17 protein-coding genes are annotated in these 15526 nt (G+C 69.9%); 9 read left to right on the top strand and 8 right to left on the bottom strand.

The features are described 5' to 3' along the window. The first annotated feature begins 60 nt into the window (after nucleotides 1-60). Complete coding sequence (locus W7U_RS05970; protein WP_008255903.1) at nucleotides 61-492, top strand: nucleoside deaminase; 432 nt, start codon at nucleotides 61-63, stop codon at nucleotides 490-492. Here the strand turns inward: W7U_RS05970 and W7U_RS05965 are convergent. Both W7U_RS05965 and W7U_RS05960 read right to left on the bottom strand, forming a co-directional pair. Continuing rightward, nucleotides 489-2039 carry a glycerol-3-phosphate dehydrogenase/oxidase gene (locus W7U_RS05965; RefSeq protein ID WP_170320585.1) on the bottom strand — a complete coding sequence of 517 codons (1551 nt, stop codon included), beginning with the start codon at nucleotides 2037-2039 and terminating at the stop codon, nucleotides 489-491. The genes W7U_RS05970 and W7U_RS05965 overlap by 4 nt on opposite strands. Then, nucleotides 2027-2593 carry a TetR/AcrR family transcriptional regulator gene (locus tag W7U_RS05960; protein ID WP_008255901.1) on the bottom strand — a complete coding sequence of 189 codons (567 nt, stop codon included), beginning with the start codon at nucleotides 2591-2593 and terminating at the stop codon, nucleotides 2027-2029. The genes W7U_RS05965 and W7U_RS05960 overlap by 13 nt, the downstream gene beginning before the upstream one ends. Before the next feature lie 47 nt (nucleotides 2594-2640). On the opposite strand from W7U_RS05960, the gene W7U_RS05955 reads away from it, so the two are divergent. Beyond that, nucleotides 2641-4221, top strand: coding sequence for an FAD-binding oxidoreductase (locus W7U_RS05955; RefSeq protein WP_008255900.1), 1581 nt, complete (start codon nucleotides 2641-2643; stop codon nucleotides 4219-4221). Next, the gene (locus tag W7U_RS05950; RefSeq protein WP_008255899.1) at nucleotides 4218-5138 is read left to right on the top strand and encodes a diacylglycerol kinase; all 921 of its coding nucleotides are present in this window, start codon (nucleotides 4218-4220) and stop codon (nucleotides 5136-5138) included. The genes W7U_RS05955 and W7U_RS05950 overlap by 4 nt, the downstream gene beginning before the upstream one ends. Nucleotides 5139-5151: 13 nt before the next feature. Here the strand turns inward: W7U_RS05950 and W7U_RS05945 are convergent, their stop codons facing one another. Next, complete coding sequence (locus tag W7U_RS05945) at nucleotides 5152-5445, bottom strand: hypothetical protein (protein ID WP_008255898.1); 294 nt, start codon at nucleotides 5443-5445, stop codon at nucleotides 5152-5154. 167 nt (nucleotides 5446-5612) lie between these two features. On the opposite strand from W7U_RS05945, the gene W7U_RS05940 reads away from it, so the two are divergent. Continuing rightward, nucleotides 5613-6098, top strand: coding sequence for a nitroreductase family deazaflavin-dependent oxidoreductase (locus tag W7U_RS05940; RefSeq protein WP_008255897.1), 486 nt, complete (start codon nucleotides 5613-5615; stop codon nucleotides 6096-6098). 96 nt (nucleotides 6099-6194) lie between these two features. Here the strand turns inward: W7U_RS05940 and W7U_RS05935 are convergent, their stop codons facing one another. From W7U_RS05935 to W7U_RS05925, 3 genes are all read right to left on the bottom strand, one after another. After that, complete coding sequence (locus tag W7U_RS05935) at nucleotides 6195-6707, bottom strand: DUF3145 domain-containing protein (RefSeq protein WP_008255895.1); 513 nt, start codon at nucleotides 6705-6707, stop codon at nucleotides 6195-6197. Nucleotides 6708-6859: 152 nt separating this feature from the next. Continuing rightward, nucleotides 6860-7678 carry a serine hydrolase domain-containing protein gene (locus tag W7U_RS05930; protein ID WP_008255893.1) on the bottom strand — a complete coding sequence of 273 codons (819 nt, stop codon included), beginning with the start codon at nucleotides 7676-7678 and terminating at the stop codon, nucleotides 6860-6862. Next, on the bottom strand, nucleotides 7678-8736 hold the full coding sequence (locus W7U_RS05925; protein ID WP_008255885.1) for a class I SAM-dependent methyltransferase: 1059 nt from the start codon (nucleotides 8734-8736) through the stop codon (nucleotides 7678-7680). Before W7U_RS05925 ends, W7U_RS05930 begins: the two co-directional genes overlap by 1 nt. Before the next feature lie 77 nt (nucleotides 8737-8813). Between W7U_RS05925 and W7U_RS05920 the strand changes: the two genes are divergently transcribed. The 4 genes from W7U_RS05920 (at nucleotide 8814) to W7U_RS05905 (ending at nucleotide 12120) form a co-directional block, all read left to right on the top strand. Continuing rightward, nucleotides 8814-9899 (top strand): S-(hydroxymethyl)mycothiol dehydrogenase, encoded by a 1086-nt coding sequence (locus tag W7U_RS05920; protein ID WP_008255882.1) that lies wholly within the window; start codon nucleotides 8814-8816, stop codon nucleotides 9897-9899. Continuing rightward, the gene (locus W7U_RS05915; RefSeq protein WP_008255879.1) at nucleotides 9899-10522 is read left to right on the top strand and encodes an MBL fold metallo-hydrolase; all 624 of its coding nucleotides are present in this window, start codon (nucleotides 9899-9901) and stop codon (nucleotides 10520-10522) included. Before W7U_RS05920 ends, W7U_RS05915 begins: the two co-directional genes overlap by 1 nt. Before the next feature lie 60 nt (nucleotides 10523-10582). Next, complete coding sequence (locus W7U_RS05910; protein WP_008255876.1) at nucleotides 10583-11677, top strand: hypothetical protein; 1095 nt, start codon at nucleotides 10583-10585, stop codon at nucleotides 11675-11677. Between the two features lie 74 nt (nucleotides 11678-11751). Further along, nucleotides 11752-12120 (top strand): hypothetical protein, encoded by a 369-nt coding sequence (locus tag W7U_RS05905; protein ID WP_008255874.1) that lies wholly within the window; start codon nucleotides 11752-11754, stop codon nucleotides 12118-12120. A 36-nt stretch (nucleotides 12121-12156) separates the two neighbouring features. On the opposite strand, the gene W7U_RS05900 is transcribed toward W7U_RS05905, so the two are convergent. Together W7U_RS05900 and W7U_RS05895 are read right to left on the bottom strand one after the other, a co-directional pair. Next, complete coding sequence (locus W7U_RS05900; RefSeq protein WP_008255872.1) at nucleotides 12157-13869, bottom strand: Hsp70 family protein; 1713 nt, start codon at nucleotides 13867-13869, stop codon at nucleotides 12157-12159. 109 nt (nucleotides 13870-13978) lie between these two features. Then, a complete protein-coding gene (locus tag W7U_RS05895; RefSeq protein WP_008255870.1) occupies nucleotides 13979-15064 on the bottom strand; it encodes a dihydrodipicolinate reductase in 1086 nt (361 codons plus the stop codon). Nucleotides 15065-15154: 90 nt separating this feature from the next. Here W7U_RS05895 and W7U_RS05890 point away from each other — a divergent pair, with 90 nt between their 5' ends. Continuing rightward, the gene (locus tag W7U_RS05890; RefSeq protein WP_026071561.1) at nucleotides 15155-15502 is read left to right on the top strand and encodes an MmpS family transport accessory protein; all 348 of its coding nucleotides are present in this window, start codon (nucleotides 15155-15157) and stop codon (nucleotides 15500-15502) included. The last annotated feature ends 24 nt before the right edge of the window (nucleotides 15503-15526 follow it).

Below are 15526 nucleotides of genomic sequence, written 5' to 3'. Positions count from 1 at the left end.
CGCCTATCCCTGCGCTGCAGCGTAGTGGAGGATGAACGCGTGAGCCTCTCAGCACCGGCAATGCTGGACGTCGCGTTCGAGGAAGCGCGGTCCGGGCTGGCCGAGGGCGGCATCCCCATCGGCGCCGCCCTGTTCACCGCCGACGGCGTCCTGCTCGGGCGCGGCCGCAATCGCCGTGTGCAACAAGGTGATCCGTCGTTGCACGCCGAGGTCGACGCGTTTCGCGCCGCCGGCAGACAGCGCGACTACCGCTCCACGGTGATGGTGACGACGCTGTCGCCGTGCTGGTATTGCAGCGGCCTGGTGCGCCAGTTCAACATCGGCGCGCTGGTGGTGGGCGAATCCCGCACGTTCACCGGCGGGCACGAATGGCTGGCGCAGCACGGCGTGACGGTCACCGTGGTCGATGACCCGCGCTGCACACAAATGATGTCCGCCTTCATCGCCGAGCACCCCGAGCTGTGGCACGAGGACATCGGGCGGGCCCCCTAACCGAACCGCGCCAGAAACTCCTCGGCCACCGCGACGGCCCGCTCCCGATCGCGCGACACCAGGCCGATCCTCGTCCGCCGGTCGAGGAGGTCGGAGACGTCCAGCGCGCCCTCGTGGGTGATCGCGTACTCGAATTCGGCTCGGGTGACGTCGATTCCCTCGACGGCCGGCTCGCTCGGCCGCTCGCAGGCGGCGCTGGCGACGACCTTGGCGGCCTCGGCGCCGTAGCGCGACACCAGCGACTCGGGTAGCCCGACATCCGGCGCCGCGGTGATCCCCGGGTTGGCCGGCGCCCCGATCAGCGGCAGGTTGCGGGTCTGGCATTTCGCGGCGCGCAGTCGCCGCACCCGGACGGCGCGATCCAGCACATCCTGTGCCATGTAACGGTATTCGGTCAGCTTGCCGCCGATCACGCTGATCACCCCGGACGCCGACTCGACGACGGCGTGCTCGCGCGAGACGTCGGCGGTGCGGCCCTCGCCGGTGTCGATCAGCGGCCGCAGCCCGGCGTAGGCACCGATCACGTCGGTGGCGGTGAGGCCCGTCCGCAACGCGGTGTTCACCGTGTCGAGCAGGAACGTGATCTCGTCGACCGACGGCTCGGGCACATCCGGGATCGGGCCGGGCGCCGCCTCGTCGGTCAGCCCCAGGTAGACCCGGCCCAGCTGTTCGGGCATCGCGAACACGAAGCGGTTGAGTTCGCCCGGAATCGGAATCGTCAGCGCCGCAGTCGGATTGCCGAACGCGGCGGCGTCGAACACCAGGTGCGTCCCGCGGCTGGGCCGCAACCTCAACGAGCCGTCGATCTCGCCCGCCCACACCCCGGCCGCGTTGACGACGGCGCGAGCCGAGACGTCGAAGGCCTCGCCCGTGCGCGCGTCGGTCAACCGCACCGAGGTGCCGGTGGCCTGTGACGCCGACACATGGGTGAGGATCCGGGCGCCGTGCTGCGCCGCGGTGCGCGCGACGGCGGTGACCAGCCGGGCGTCGTCGATCAATTGCCCGTCGTAGGCCAACAACCCACCGTCGAGGCCGTCGCGCCGCACGGTGGGAGCCATTTCCACGACGCGGCGCGCCGAAATCCGGTGCGACCGAGGCAAAGTCGAGGCCGGCGTGCCCGCCAGCGCCCGCAAAAGGTCACCGGCCAGGAACCCACCCCGCACCAGCGCCCGCGTGCCCGGGCTCATTGACGGCAACAGCGGCACCAGCTGCGGCATCGCCCGAACGAGGTGGGGCGCATTGCGGGTCATCAGGATTCCGCGCTCGATGGCGCTGCGGCGGGCGATGCCCACGTTGCCGGTCGCCAGGTAGCGCAGGCCGCCGTGGACGAGTTTGGAACTCCAGCGGCTGGTGCCGAACGCCAGGTCGTGCTTTTCGACCAGCGCGACGCGCAGCCCGCGCGCCGCGGCGTCCAGCGCGATCCCCGCGCCGGTGATGCCGCCGCCGATCACCACGACGTCCAGCGGCTCGCCCTCGGCGAGCGCGGTCAGGTCGACGGCGCGCCGCGCGGCGTTCAAGGCGGTGGGGTCAGGAATCACGACAGGTATCCGTTCAGCGAGTGGGCCAGCTCGGCGGCCAGCGCGTCGGCGTCGAGCATCGGTGCGACGATGCGCGCCGACTGGATGGTCGACTGCGCGATCAGCAACACCATGGTGGCCATCTGGACCGGGTCGCCGCTGCGGACGCTGCCGTGGCGCTGGGCGACTCGCAGGCGGGCGGCCAGGGCGTCGATCAACATGCGCTGGCTGGTCCCGAGGCGCTCGGTGATGTAGGTGGTCGCGAGCTCCGAGTGCAGGACCGACATCACCAGCGGGTCCTGCCGCAGCAGGTCGGCCACCGTAACGATCTGTCGCACAAGCGATTCCCGGTCGCCGCCGAGCAGCGGCGCTTCGCTCATCACCTCGGTGACGTGCCGGGTCAAGAGCGCCGCGACGACCGAGTGGGTGTCCGGCCAGCGCCGGTAGACCGTCGGCCTGCTGACTCCCGCGCGTCGGGCAATCTCGGCGAGGGTCACCCGGTCCACGCCGAAGTCGACCACACAACTGGCGGCCGCCGCGAGGATCCGCTCCCCGACATCCAGCTCGTTACGGATTGACAACATATGTAATACTGTAACGCATGACGCATCCCGAGGGGCTCCTGCCGCCCATGAAATGGAACGCGTGGGGAGATCCCGCCGCGGCCAAGCCCCTCTCGGAAGGGATCCGGTCGTTGCTGCAGCAGGCTGTGGGGGTCGAGGGGTCCCCCGCGGCCGAACTGCAACCCGACCAGGTGGAGCTGCGGCCGTCGACGTTGTCGCCGATCGACCGGGAGGCGCTGGCCGCCATCGTCGGCGCCGACTACTGCCGCACGGCGGACTCCGACCGGTTGCTGCACGCGGGCGGCAAGTCCACCGTCGACCTGCTCAACCGCAAACAACGCGGGCCGCAGGACGCGCCCGACGCCGTGTTGCTGCCCGCCGACGAGGACGCCGTCGCCGCGATCCTGCGCCACTGCAGCGAGCACCGCATCGCCGTCGTGCCCTTCGGCGGGGGCACCAGCGTGGTCGGCGGGCTGGACCCGCATCGCGCCCAGTTCGGCGCCGTCGTCTCGCTCGACCTCCGTCGCCTCGATCGGCTGATCTCGCTCGACGAGGTGTCCGGCCAGGCCGTCTTGGAGGCGGGCGTCACCGGGCCCGACGCCGAAAAACTCCTTGGCGCACACGGCTTTTCGCTCGGCCATTTCCCGCAGAGCTTCGAGTACGCCACCATCGGCGGCTTCGCCGCGACCCGCTCGTCCGGGCAGGACTCGGCGGGCTACGGCCGGTTCAACGACATGGTGCGCGGACTGCGGGTGATCACCCCGGTGGGCACCCTGGACCTGGGCCGCGCACCGGAATCGGCCGCGGGCCCCGATCTGCGTCAGCTGCTGATCGGCTCGGAAGGAACCCTGGGCGTCATCACCCGGGTGCGGCTGCGCGTCCACCGTGCCCCGGCGGCCGTGCGCTACGAGGCCTGGTCGTTCCCCGATTTCGAGACCGGCGCCGCCGCCCTGCGGGCCGTCACCCAAAATGCCACCGGCCCCACCGTCGTTCGGCTTTCCGACGAGGCCGAGACGGGCGTCAACCTGGCCACCACCGAGGCGATCGGCGAATCCCAGATCACCGGCGGATGCCTGGCCATCACCATGTTCGAGGGCACCGAGGAGCACGTCGAGAGCCGGCACGCGGAAACCAGCGCGCTGCTCGCGGCCCGCGGCGGAACCTCGCTGGGCGAGGGGCCCGCGCGGGCGTGGGAGCGCGGCCGGTTCGGCGCGCCCTACCTGCGCGACTCGCTGCTCGCGGCCGGTGCGCTGTGCGAGACGCTGGAGACCGCGACCGACTGGTCGAACGTCACCGCCCTGAAAACCGCTGTCACCCAGGCACTCACCGACTCCCTCGCCGAGACGGGCACCCCGGCGCTGGTGATGTGTCACATTTCGCACGTCTACGCATGCGGCGCCTCGTTGTACTTCACCGTCGTCGCGGGCCAGCGAGGCAACCCGATCGAACAATGGAAGACCGCGAAAAGGGCGGCGTCGGATGCGATCATGGCCACCGGCGGGACCATCACCCACCACCACGCGGTCGGCGCCGATCACCGGCCGTGGATGCGCGACGAGATCGGCGAGTTGGGAGTGCAGGTGTTGCGCGCGGTCAAGGCGACCCTGGATCCGGCCGGAATCCTCAATCCCGGCAAGCTGATTCCGTGACTCCGCTGCGCCGGCGCGAGGTCGGCAAGGTGATCGCGCTGACCAACCCGATCTCGGGGCACGGCACCGCCGTGCGCGCCGCGCAGGTCGCGATCGCCCGGCTGCACAAGCGGGGGGTGGAGGTCGTCGAGATCATCGGCGATGACGCCGACGACGCGCGGCACCTGGTCGGCGCGGCGCTGGACAAGGGCGCCGACGCGGTCATGGTGACCGGCGGCGACGGCGTCGTCTCCAACGCGCTGCAGGTGTTGGCGGGCACCGACATTCCCGTCGGCATCGTTCCCGCGGGAACCGGCAACGACCATGCCCGCGCATTCGGCATCCCCACCCAGGACCCCGAGGCGGCCGCGGACCTCGTCGTCGACGGCTGGACCGAAACCATTGACCTGGGCCGGATTACGGACAGCGAAGGGGTGAGCAAGTGGTTCGGCACCGTGGCGGCCACGGGCTTCGATTCGCTGGTCACCGATCGCGCCAACCGGATGCGCTGGCCGCACGGTCGGCTGCGCTACTACCTCGCGATGCTCGCCGAGCTGTCGCAGTTGCGGCTCTTACCCTTTCGCTTGGTGCTCGACGGCACCACGGAGATCGACGCCGACATCACGCTGGCCGCCTTCGGCAACACCCGCAGCTACGGCGGCGGCATGCGGATCTGTCCCGCCGCCGATTACACCGACGGCCTGCTCGACATCACCATGGTGCACTCGGCATCCCGCACCAAGCTGGTCCGCCTGTTCCCCACCGTGATGAAGGGCACGCACGTTGACCTCGACGAGGTCAGCACCGCGCGCGCCCGATCGATCCACGTCGAGTGCCCCGGCATCAACGTCTACGCCGACGGCGACTTCGCGTGCGCGTTGCCGGCCGAGATCGCGGCGGTGCCAGAAGCTCTGCAGATTTTGCGCCCGGCCCGGTAGCCATGCGCACCGTTCACCGCAGGTTGCCGATTTCGTTACGGACGTCATCGAGGTAATCGTCGTAAGCGGCGATGACGTCGTCGAGGTCCAGTTGCGGTGGTAGATCGTCGGGGCGCTGACGCACCGTCAGATAGGCCATGGTCGCGGCGATGACGCGCGCTTCGTCGGCCTCGGGTCCGGCAATGCGCGCGACGACCTCGGGCGTAGCCCGCACCCGGATGGTCACACGTTCCTCGTCCTGGCCGAGACGCACGAGGTAATCGTGATCACCGAGCGCTTCGATTACGGGGGTTTCGATATCTTTCATGGCCGCTTCTTACTTCCCGGATGGCTCGTCGCCTGTTTTCCGCCATGGCTGACTGACCCGTAGCGTTGCCGTCCCGATGTGTGCACCTGCACAAAGTCTATTTTAACGATTATAATCCTTTAAAAGAAGACCTGCCGAGCGCGCGACCCGAACAAGGAACAGAAACAATGTGGCGTTGGGGGGCTAACACTCGCAGGGTCGACGCCAAGCGGCCCCCCGTCCTCATTTCGGTTCTGGCTCCGCGACTCCTGAAATGGGTTTCCAAGGCGAACGTGGCTATTTATCGCGCCACCGACGGCCGCCTTGCCGGCCACGAGTTGGGACTCGCACTGTGCCTGTTGACCACGACCGGCCGCAAGAGCGGGTTATCCCGCACCACTCCACTGATATTCATGGCCGACGACGCGCGACTGGTCCTGGTGGCGTCACAGGGCGGTCTGCCCACACACCCAATGTGGTTTCTGAACCTCCGCGCCAACCCCGATGTGCGCGTCCAGATCCGAGCGCAGACTCGCAGCATGCGTGCCCGCGTCGCCGACGAGACGGAACGCACACAACTGTGGCCGCGACTCACCGCGCACAACCCGCGGTGGGCCAGATACCAATCCTGGACCGACCGGGTGATTCCGGTGGTGATCTGCGAACCGACCTAGCCGTCCGCGGGTTCCGTAGTCGGCCCGGCCTTTTCGCTAGACCGGTCAGCGCCGTTCACTCGGCGCGAAGGCTCTTGCGTCCCACCGCCGGGAAAACTAACCGACCCCCCGGCTCAGCCAGCTCACCTCGCCGCCGTCGCCGCCGTCGCGATACGCCTCGAGCGCCTCGTCCCAGGCCGTTCCCAGCACGGAATCCAGTTCGGCGGCCAGGGTGTCGGCGCCCTGGGCCATCATCGCCCGCAGCCGCATCTCCCCGACCATGACGTCGCCGTTGGCGCTCATCGCCCCGCTCCACAGGCCGAGCTGCGGGGTGTGGCTGAACCGATGGCCGTCGACTCCGGGGCTGGGGTCCTCGGTGACCTCGAACCGCAGCACGGACCAGGAGCGCAGCGCGTTGGCCAACTTGGCGCCGGTGCCGACGGGACCGACCCAGTTGGTGACCGCGCGCAGTTGACCGGGCATCGCCGGCTGGGGCGTCCAGTTCAGGTTCGCCTTGGCGCCCAGGGTCGACGACAACGCCCACTCGACATGCGGGCATACCGCCGCCGGCGAAGCGTGCACGTACACCACGCCAGTCGTCACGTCGGCGAATTGATTCGACGCTCGCATTTCCTGCTCCTTCGGTTCCACCAGGGACGTCTTCCCCAACGACCTGTGGACCCGGCAAGCAGGGCAGCTTGCGCGAAATCTTCGATTATTTGTGTGTCGTGCGTGTCTATTGTGCCTTGTGATACCCGTGTTGCGCTAGTGTGCAGTCCGAATTAGCTGTACTCGGCTATCACGGCATCGGAAATCTCCGGCCACGGCCGCAGCGCCCACTCCCCGAATTCGCGGTCGGTCAGCACCACCAGCGCGAGCTCGATTTCCGGATCCGCCCAGATAAACCCGCCCGCCTGGCCGAAATGGCCGTACGTTCGCGCCGAGTTCCGCGCGCCCGTCCAGTGCGGCGATTTCGCGTCCCGAAGCTCGAATCCGAGCCCCCAGTCGTTGGGCCGCTGCACCCCGTATCCGGGCAGCACGCCGTCCAGGCCGGGAAACTGCACGGTCGTGGCCTCGGCGTGCAGGCCTGCCGAGACCGTCACCGGGCGCAGCAGGTCCCCGGCGAACGCGGCCAGGTCCGCCACGGTCGACGTCGCGCCGAACCCGGCGGCCACCGCGCCCCCCTCGAGGCGGGTCGCCGCCATGCCCAGCGGCTCGCACACCGCCTCGGCCAGGTAGCGGGCGAAGTCGATGCCGGTCTCGCGTTCGACGGTCTGGCCCAGCACGGTGAAGCCCTGGTTGGAGTAAATGCGGCGGGCACCGGGCGCGGCCAGCACCTTCTCGGAGTGCATCGACAGGCCCGAGGTGTGCGCCAGCAGGTGGCGGACCGTGGAACCGGGCGGGCCGGCGGGCGTGTCGAGGTCGACGGCGCCCTCCTCGAGGGCGACGTGCACGGCCCGGGCCGCCAGCGGCTTGGTCACCGAGGCCAGCTCGAACACCCGCCCGGGGTCGCCGTGGCCGGCCAGCACGCCGCCCGGCCCGACGACGGCGGCGGCCGCGGCCCCGACCGGCCAGTCGGCCAGCACGTCGAGGGGCGCCATCACTTTCGGGCGATGTAGTAGTTGTTGATCGGGTCCGCCTCGATCCCGGCGACCCGCACGTCGTCGAACCCGGCGTCGCCGAGCATCGCGACGGCCAGCTGCGTTCCCCAGGCGGTGCCCAGCCCGGCGCCGTCGAGCGCGAGCGACACCGTCATGCAGTGCATCAGCGACGTCGTGTACAGGTAGGTGCTCATCGGCACGCCGACGTTCTCCTCCAGCCGGCTCGACGCCTTGATGTCGGCCATCAGCAGGACGCCCCCGGGCCGCAGCGCCCGGTAGATGTTCTCGAGCACCCGCGCCGGCCGGGCCTGATCGTGAATGGCGTCGAACACCGTGATGACGTCGTAGGCCTCGGGCTTGTCCAACTCGGACAGATCGTGGCTTTCGAACGTGGCATTCGTCAGGCCACGGTCGGCGGCCTCGCGGATGCCGGTGGCGATGGCCTGCTCGGAGAAGTCGATGCCGGTGAAGCGGCTCGCCGGAAACGCCTGTGCCATCACGTTGACGGCGTGGCCGCTGCCGCAGCCGAAGTCGGCCACGTCGGCGCCGGCGCGCAGCCGCTCGACGAGGCCGTCCACCAACGGCAGCACGACGTCGACGAGCGAGGCGTCGTACATCGCGCCGCTCTCCTCGGCCATCAGCTGGTGGAAGCGCGGGAATTCGCTGTAGGGCAGGCCGCCGCCCGCGCGGAAGCAGCCGATGATCTTCTGTTCGACCTCGCCGAGCAGCGGCAGGAATTGGGCCACCACGGCGAGGTTTTGGGGCCCGGCGGCGCGGGTCAGCACGCCGGCGCGGTGGGCGGGCAGCGAGTAGGTGGCGGTGTCGGCGTCGTATTCCACCACGCGCCCGGTGGTCATGCCGCCCAGCCACTCGCGGACGTAGCGCTCGTCGAGCCCGGCGGCGTCGGCGATCTGGGCGCTGGTGGATGGCGGCAGGCCGGCCATGGTGTCCAGCAGGCCGGTCTGGTGCCCGATGCTCAACAGGATTGTGAGGCTGGCGCCGTCGAGGGTCGCGGCGATGCGTTCGGTGAATTCTTCGGTGGTTTCCCTGGCCGTCACGCCCTGCGACGCTACACCGGCCCGATGGGTGGACGGCCCGCCGCGAGATGTATGGCGGCGATCAGTAGGTTGGAGCCATGAGTCAGACAGTGCGCGGCGTGATTTCACGCAAGAAGGGCGAACCCGTCGAGTTGGTCGACATCGTCGTCCCGGACCCCGGGCCGGGCGAGGCTCTCGTCGACGTGATCGCCTGCGGGGTGTGCCACACCGACCTGACCTACCGCGAGGGCGGCATCAACGACGAGTACCCGTTCCTGCTCGGCCACGAGGCCGCCGGCCGGGTCGAGGCCGTCGGGCCGGACGTGACCGCCGTGGCGCCGGGCGACTTCGTGATCCTGAACTGGCGCGCGGTGTGCGGGCAGTGCCGGGCCTGCAAGCGCGGGCGGCCGCACCTGTGCTTCGACACCTTCAACGCCACCCAGAAGATGACGCTGACCGACGGCACCGAGCTGACGCCCGCGCTGGGCATCGGGGCGTTCGCCGACAAGACGCTGGTGGCCGCCGGCCAGTGCACCAAGGTCAATCCCGAGGCCGACCCCGCGGTCGCGGGTCTGCTGGGCTGCGGCGTGATGGCCGGGTTGGGCGCGGCGATCAACACCGGCGCCGTAACCCGGGACGACACCGTCGCGGTGATCGGCTGCGGCGGGGTGGGCGATGCCGCGATCGCGGGGGCGGCGCTGGTGGGCGCGCGGCGCATCATCGCCGTCGACACCGACAACACCAAGCTGGACTGGGCGCGCAAGTTCGGCGCCACGCACACCGTCAACGCCCGCGAACTCGATGTGGTCACCACCATCGCCGACCTCACCGACGGGTTCGGCGCGAACGTGGTGATCGACGCGGTGGGCCGGCCCGAAACCTGGAAGCAGGCCTTCTACGCCCGCGATCTCGCCGGAACCGTTGTGCTGGTGGGTGTTCCGACCCCCGACATGACGCTGGAGATGCCGTTGGTGGACTTCTTCAGCCACGGCGGTTCGCTGAAGTCGTCGTGGTACGGCGACTGCCTGCCCGAACGCGACTTCCCCACGCTGATCGACTTGTACCTGCAGGGCCGGCTCCCGCTCGAGCAGTTCGTCTCCGAACGCATCGGGCTCGGCGACATTGAGGAGGCGTTCCACAAGATGCACGGCGGCGAGGTGCTGCGCTCGGTGGTGGTGCTCTGATGGCGGCGATCGAGCGCCTGGTCACCCACGGGACGTTCGAACTCGACGGCGGCAGTTGGGAAGTCGACAACAACATCTGGATCGTCGGGGACGACTCCGACGTCGTGGTGTTCGACGCCGCGCACGCCGCCGAGCCCATCCTGGCCGCGGTCGGTAAGCGCAACGTCGTCGCGGTGGTCTGCACCCACGGGCACAACGACCACGTCACGGTGGCCCCCGAACTCGGCGCGGCCCTGGACGCGCCGGTCCTGCTGCACCCCGGCGACGACGTGTTGTGGCGAATGACCCACCCGGACAAGGACTTCCGCACGATCGCCGACGGCGACACGATCGACATCGCCGGCACCGAGCTGCTGGCTCTGCACACGCCGGGGCACTCCCCGGGCTCGGTGTGCTGGTTCGCCCCCGAACTCGGTGTGGTGTTCAGCGGGGACACCCTGTTCTCCGGCGGCCCGGGCGCCACGGGGCGTTCCTATTCGGATTTCCCGACCATCCTGCAGTCGATCTCCGGGCGGCTGGGCACCCTGCCCGGCGATACCGTGGTGCACACCGGCCACGGCGACAGCACCACCATCGGTGACGAGATCGTGCACTACGAGGAATGGGTGGCGCGCGGCCACTGACATCGCCCGGCCCGCTCGCCACGCCGAACTGACCACCAGCCCAACCACTATCGTTGCCCTATGCAGCCTGAACCGCCGATGCCCGAATCGAGCATTGTGGTCCGCCCCGAGCCGACCTTCAGCGAGGCGTCGCGGCTGCGGGCGGCCGGGTTGGCGAAGGCGATCGCGGTGTTCGAGCGGGCCGCCGAACAGGTTGCGCTGCCCCGGTCTCCACAGCCGATGGTCCTCGCCGACTACGGCGCCGCCAACGGCCACAATTCGCTGCGGCCGCTGTCGGCGGCCATCGCGGTGTTGCGCCGGCGCACCAGCCACGACCACGCAATCCTGGTGGCGCACACCGACGTACCGCGCAACGACTTCACGGCGCTGTTCGGCACGGTGGCCGACGACCCCGAAAGCTACCTGCACCTCGACGGGGCCACGTTCACCTCGGCGATCGGCCGGTCCTTCTACAACCAGATCGTCCCGTCCAAGACCGTCAACCTGGGCTGGACGTCCTGGGCGACGCAGTGGCTGAGCCGAACGCCCTGCGAGGTGCCCGATCACGTGCACGTCTCGTGCACCGCCGACGACGCGGTGCGATCCGCCTATTCCGACCAGGCCGCCCTGGACTGGCACAACTTCGTGGCGTTCCGCGGGCGCGAATTGGCGCCCGAGGGCCGGCTGGTGGCGCTGACGCTGGCGGCCGACGAGGACGAGACGGCGGGCTTCGCGCCGCTGCTCGACGCGATCGTCGGCGCGCTGGACGAGCAGCGACGCGACGGCCTGCTGAGCCCAGATGAGCTGCGGCGCATGACAATTCCCACCTTTGCCCGCACCGAGAAGGATTTTCGCGCGCCGTTCGCGCCCAAGGGGCGGTTCGAAGGGCTGATGATCGAGCACCTCGAGATCTTCAACGCCGAGGATCGATTCTGGGCCCGCTTCCAGTCCGACCACGACGCCCACGCCTTCGGCGCCCAGTGGGCCGCCTTCGCGCGGTCCGCGCTGTTCCCCGCCCTGGTGCGCGCGCTCGACGGCGGCATCCACGACCCACGGGCCGGGCAGTTCGTCGAGCAGCTGCAGGCCGCGGTCGCCGAGCGGCTGTCCAGCGCACCCGAGCCGATGCGGATCCCGCAGGCCCTGGTTGTGCTGGTCAAGGGCGACGGGGCGCGCTGAGGAGAGTTTCGGCACAGCCGCGCAACGGGTAATCCCCCGCCATCGTCGAATCTGCGATGCAAGGGGGTAGATGCATGAGCGTGCAGGACGACAAATCGTCCGGTCAGGACGACGAGCAACGACTGACCGAGAAGCCGGAGCCGGACGAGGACGACAAAGAAGAGGCCGCCAAGATGATGGAGGCCTACAAGGACAAGCCCACGATCGTGCTGCCCGGCACCGGCGGGAGCGTGTCCGGCACCGCCGTCAACGAATGGTTGGACGAGGACGGTAACCCGAAGCATGAAGTCGCCGAGGGCACGGACTCCCAGGCCAAGGACGACGACGGCCGCGAGCAGAAGGATCTGCAGGACCAGATCGAGAAGGACAAGGCCCTCAACGAGGTGCTGAGGGAAGCCGCCACCGCGGAGAACAAAGGCGAAAAACGTATCACCGAAAGGTAATTCGTGTACCGGCCCCCGGTGGCGGGTAAGGGTCGTTCAGCGGGCGGGTAACGGCCCGAGTGCGTTGACGCCCAGGCCGCCCTGGATCTCCTGAAGGATCTGGTTGACCCGGTCGAGCCCGGGGATGGGCTCATTGAGCCCGGGAATCGGTGGAATGGGCGGGACGGCCACGCGGCGCGGAGCTGCCGGGCGCGGGGGCGGGGCCGCCTGGGGAGTCGCCCGTGGCGTCGTGGTCATCGGCGTCTCGGTCTCGGCCGGCGGGTTGGTGTCGGAGGTCGACGGCACCGGGACGTCCACGGGCGCGGGTTCCGCGGTCGCCGGCGCCGGCGCCGGCGGCGTGGTGGTCACCGCCGGGGCGAGCGTCGTCGCCGATTTGTCCGGCGGGTTCAGCCCGACCGCCAGCGCGGCCCCCACCAGCAGCACCGCCGCAGCGGTGACGAGGACGGCGGCCGCCGGCAGCAGGCGCCATCGGGCGAACATCCGCTTGCGCCGCGCGGCCGGGGCGGCGATCCGGGTGGTCGGTGCCTCCAAATCGGGCGCGTCGCCGGCCGGCATGACGCGCGACTGGCGGGCCGTGGCCGACCAGGCCCGGATCGGCATCGGCGTTGGGCCCGCGGGCGGCAGTTGGGTTGTCGCGGTGCGGTCGGGCCTCGCCGCCCGAGCCGTCGCGGTCGCGGGCACGGCGGGCGCCGCGGACGTCGCATCGCCGGCGCCGCGCGCCACCCGCAGCGCGGCGCCGACCGCCGCGGTGAGTTGCGGCCGCGGCGTGGTGGCGACCGGGACACGAAGATGCCGCGCCAGCGTGGTCGTGATGGCTGGGAGGTTCGCCCCGCCCCCCGACGACACCACCGCGACGAGGTCGCGGATCCCGTTGCGCGCCAACGTTTCATCCAGCCGCGCGAGGAAGCCGGTCAGCGCCGGTCGGATCGCGTCGTCGAGTTCGTGTCGGGCGAGCCGGATTTCACCTTGCGCCCCGGTCAGCCCATTGGTCAGCGTCGTCGCGGCGCTCGAGGACAGCTGTTCCTTGGCGATCCGGCACCCGGTGCGCAGCCGGCTCAGCGAGCCGATCGCCGCCGTGCCCGTCGGGAACGCGCCGGTGGTCGGCATGTTGGCCACCACGACCCCCAGCAGCGCCTGGTCGATCAGGTCGCCGGAGAAGTCGCGGTGCCGCACGGTCGGCGCCACCGCCCGGTAGTCACCGTCGGCGTCCATCAGCGTGATGCTGGTGCCGCTGCCGCCGAAATCGCACACCGCCACGGTCCCGCGCGCCGGTATGCCCGGGTTGGTCCGCACGGCGAGCAGCGTCGCGGCCGCGTCGGGAATCAACAGGATGGGGCGCGCGCGCCCCGACCATTCGGGGATTTCGCCCAGGGCGGCGCCCAGGGCCTCCACCGCCGGCGACTCCCAATGGGCCGGGTAGGTGACCGCGACGTCGTCGGGCAGCGGGCGTCCGCCGGTCGCGGCGTAGGCCAGCGCCCGCAACCCGTCGGCGAGCAACACCTCGCCCCGATGCACCGAGCCGTCGGGGGCCACGACGCCGCGCGGGTCGCCGACGCGGTTCACGAAGCCGGTGAGCACGACGCCCGGCCCCTGCAGGCGGGGGTTTTCGGCGGGGATGCCGATCTCGGCGGGCTTGTCCGGATACAGGGTCAGGACGGGTTTGCGGGTGATGGCGTTATCGGAGGTCGCGGCCGCCAGGTTGGTGACACCGATCGATAGGCCCAGTGCGGTCCCAGCTCCATTGGCCATAGTTCGATCCCCGTTGTTCGCAGCACCAATTCGCATCCGGCTAGCCGCTATTGTGCCGCCAAATCCTGTATCGCGTGTCGGTGGCGGCTATGTGACCGCTGTGCGCCGGTCAGCGAATGTTGCCGGCCCCGGCGATGAGTGGCAGGTCGAGCGGGGTGACCCAGCCCGGCCGCAGGTCGTTGACCGCCGGCACGGCGTTGAGGGCCCGCAGCCCGGTCGCCAGGCAGCCGGCCGCGGCGGCGTCGCGGCCGGAGCCGTCGGTGAACCGGAACGCGGTCTCCTGGAAGATGCTCGGGGTCCCCTCGATGTCCACACGGTAGACGTCGTTGTCGTGGCCCCGCGGCCAGTCCGGGGCGGCGTCGAGCCCGATGCGGTTGACGTGTTCGAGCTGGATGCGGGTCTCGCCCTGGTAGACGCCGTTGATGGTGAACCGGACGGCCGCGACGTGGCCGCGCTTGATGACGCCGCGGGCCGAGTTGCGCTCCGTCGGTGTCACCCACTTGTCCCAGGTGGTGGTGATCTCGTCGAGCATGATGCCGGCGGCGTGGGCGATCATCGGGACGGTGGCGCCCCACGCGAAGATCAGCATGTCGCGGTCCTGCAGCATCGGCGTGAATTCGGGCTCGCGACCGATGCCCATCTCGAATTCGTAGTCACCCTCGTAGTTGGTGTAGTCCAGCAGTTCCGATGCGCGCACCCGCCGCACCTCCGACGTCAGGCCCATCAACGTCATCGGGAAGAGGTCGTTGGCGAATCCGGGGTCGATGCCGGTGGTGAAGCAGGACGACTCACCCAGTTCGCAGGCCTCGGTGATCGGCTCGATCCAGTTCGGCGGGTTCAGGTGCATCGTCGGCCACACCCACGGGGTCATCGCCGTCGAGCACACGTCGATGCCGGCCCGCAGGAACCGGGTGATCAGCAGGATGTTCTCTTTGGCGTGCATGGCCGTCGGGCCGTAATGCACCAGCGCATCGGGCTTCAGGGCGATCAGGGCGTCGATGTCGTCGGTCGCGAGAATGCCCACCTTCTCGCCCATTCCGCAGATCTCGCCGACGTCGCGGCCGACCTTGTTCGGGTTGCTGACGCCGACGCCCACCAACTCGAACGAGGGGTGTTTGACGATCTCGGGGATCACCATCTTGCCGACGAAGCCGGTGCCGAACACCACCACGCGCTTTGAGCCGTGTCCCGCCATGCCTTTACGCCACCTTTCCACTCACCAGCCCCCGCTTGGAACTTCACATTAAGCTTCCCTACCGTCGCCCGTGGTGACACGATGCAATTCATGACGAAGCACCTCACCGGACCTGCGATCGTGTTGGCCGTCGGTTTAGGGTTCGCGAATGCCGGCGGCGTGGCCCACGCGCTGCCCCAGATGCCGCAGATCCGCTACGAGGTCAACGGGCCCGCGGTCGCCGAATTCATCTACTACCAAACCGACACCGGGCAGCTGCATCAGGTGAATGCGCCGCTGCCGTGGTCGACGGAGTTCACCGGGTTCGGTGGCGAGGTGTTCACGATCAGCGCGCAGGGGCCCGGCCCCATCTCCTGCAAGATCTTGGTCGACGGCAACGTGGTCAGCGCGGCGACGGCCACGGTCGGCACGCCCGCCCGAACGGTCTGCACCCACTGACCGTGCCGCACGCCCCCGCACGAC

The organism is Mycobacterium sp. H4Y, assembly GCF_000364405.1.
GTDB lineage: Bacteria > Actinomycetota > Actinomycetes > Mycobacteriales > Mycobacteriaceae > Mycobacterium > Mycobacterium intracellulare.
This window is presented reverse-complemented; position numbering and strand designations above follow the sequence as displayed.

Bases quoted from the DNA above. Each gene is read 5' to 3' on its own strand.
- W7U_RS05970 (WP_008255903.1), top strand. From the start codon at position 61: ATGCTGGACGTCGCGTTCGAGGAAGCGCGGTCCGGGCTGGCCGAGGGC.
- W7U_RS05960 (WP_008255901.1), bottom strand. From the start codon at position 2,593: ATGTTGTCAATCCGTAACGAGCTGGATGTCGGGGAGCGGATCCTCGCG.
- W7U_RS05890 (WP_026071561.1), top strand. From the start codon at position 15,155: ATGACGAAGCACCTCACCGGACCTGCGATCGTGTTGGCCGTCGGTTTA.
- W7U_RS05930 (WP_008255893.1), bottom strand. From the start codon at position 7,678: ATGGCGCCCCTCGACGTGCTGGCCGACTGGCCGGTCGGGGCCGCGGCC.
- W7U_RS05900 (WP_008255872.1), bottom strand. From the start codon at position 13,869: ATGGCCAATGGAGCTGGGACCGCACTGGGCCTATCGATCGGTGTCACC.
- W7U_RS05920 (WP_008255882.1), top strand. From the start codon at position 8,814: ATGAGTCAGACAGTGCGCGGCGTGATTTCACGCAAGAAGGGCGAACCC.
- W7U_RS05935 (WP_008255895.1), bottom strand. From the start codon at position 6,707: ATGCGAGCGTCGAATCAATTCGCCGACGTGACGACTGGCGTGGTGTAC.
- W7U_RS05915 (WP_008255879.1), top strand. From the start codon at position 9,899: ATGGCGGCGATCGAGCGCCTGGTCACCCACGGGACGTTCGAACTCGAC.
- W7U_RS05910 (WP_008255876.1), top strand. From the start codon at position 10,583: ATGCAGCCTGAACCGCCGATGCCCGAATCGAGCATTGTGGTCCGCCCC.
- W7U_RS05940 (WP_008255897.1), top strand. From the start codon at position 5,613: ATGTGGCGTTGGGGGGCTAACACTCGCAGGGTCGACGCCAAGCGGCCC.
- W7U_RS05955 (WP_008255900.1), top strand. From the start codon at position 2,641: ATGAAATGGAACGCGTGGGGAGATCCCGCCGCGGCCAAGCCCCTCTCG.
- W7U_RS05945 (WP_008255898.1), bottom strand. From the start codon at position 5,445: ATGAAAGATATCGAAACCCCCGTAATCGAAGCGCTCGGTGATCACGAT.
- W7U_RS05905 (WP_008255874.1), top strand. From the start codon at position 11,752: ATGAGCGTGCAGGACGACAAATCGTCCGGTCAGGACGACGAGCAACGA.
- W7U_RS05895 (WP_008255870.1), bottom strand. From the start codon at position 15,064: ATGGCGGGACACGGCTCAAAGCGCGTGGTGGTGTTCGGCACCGGCTTC.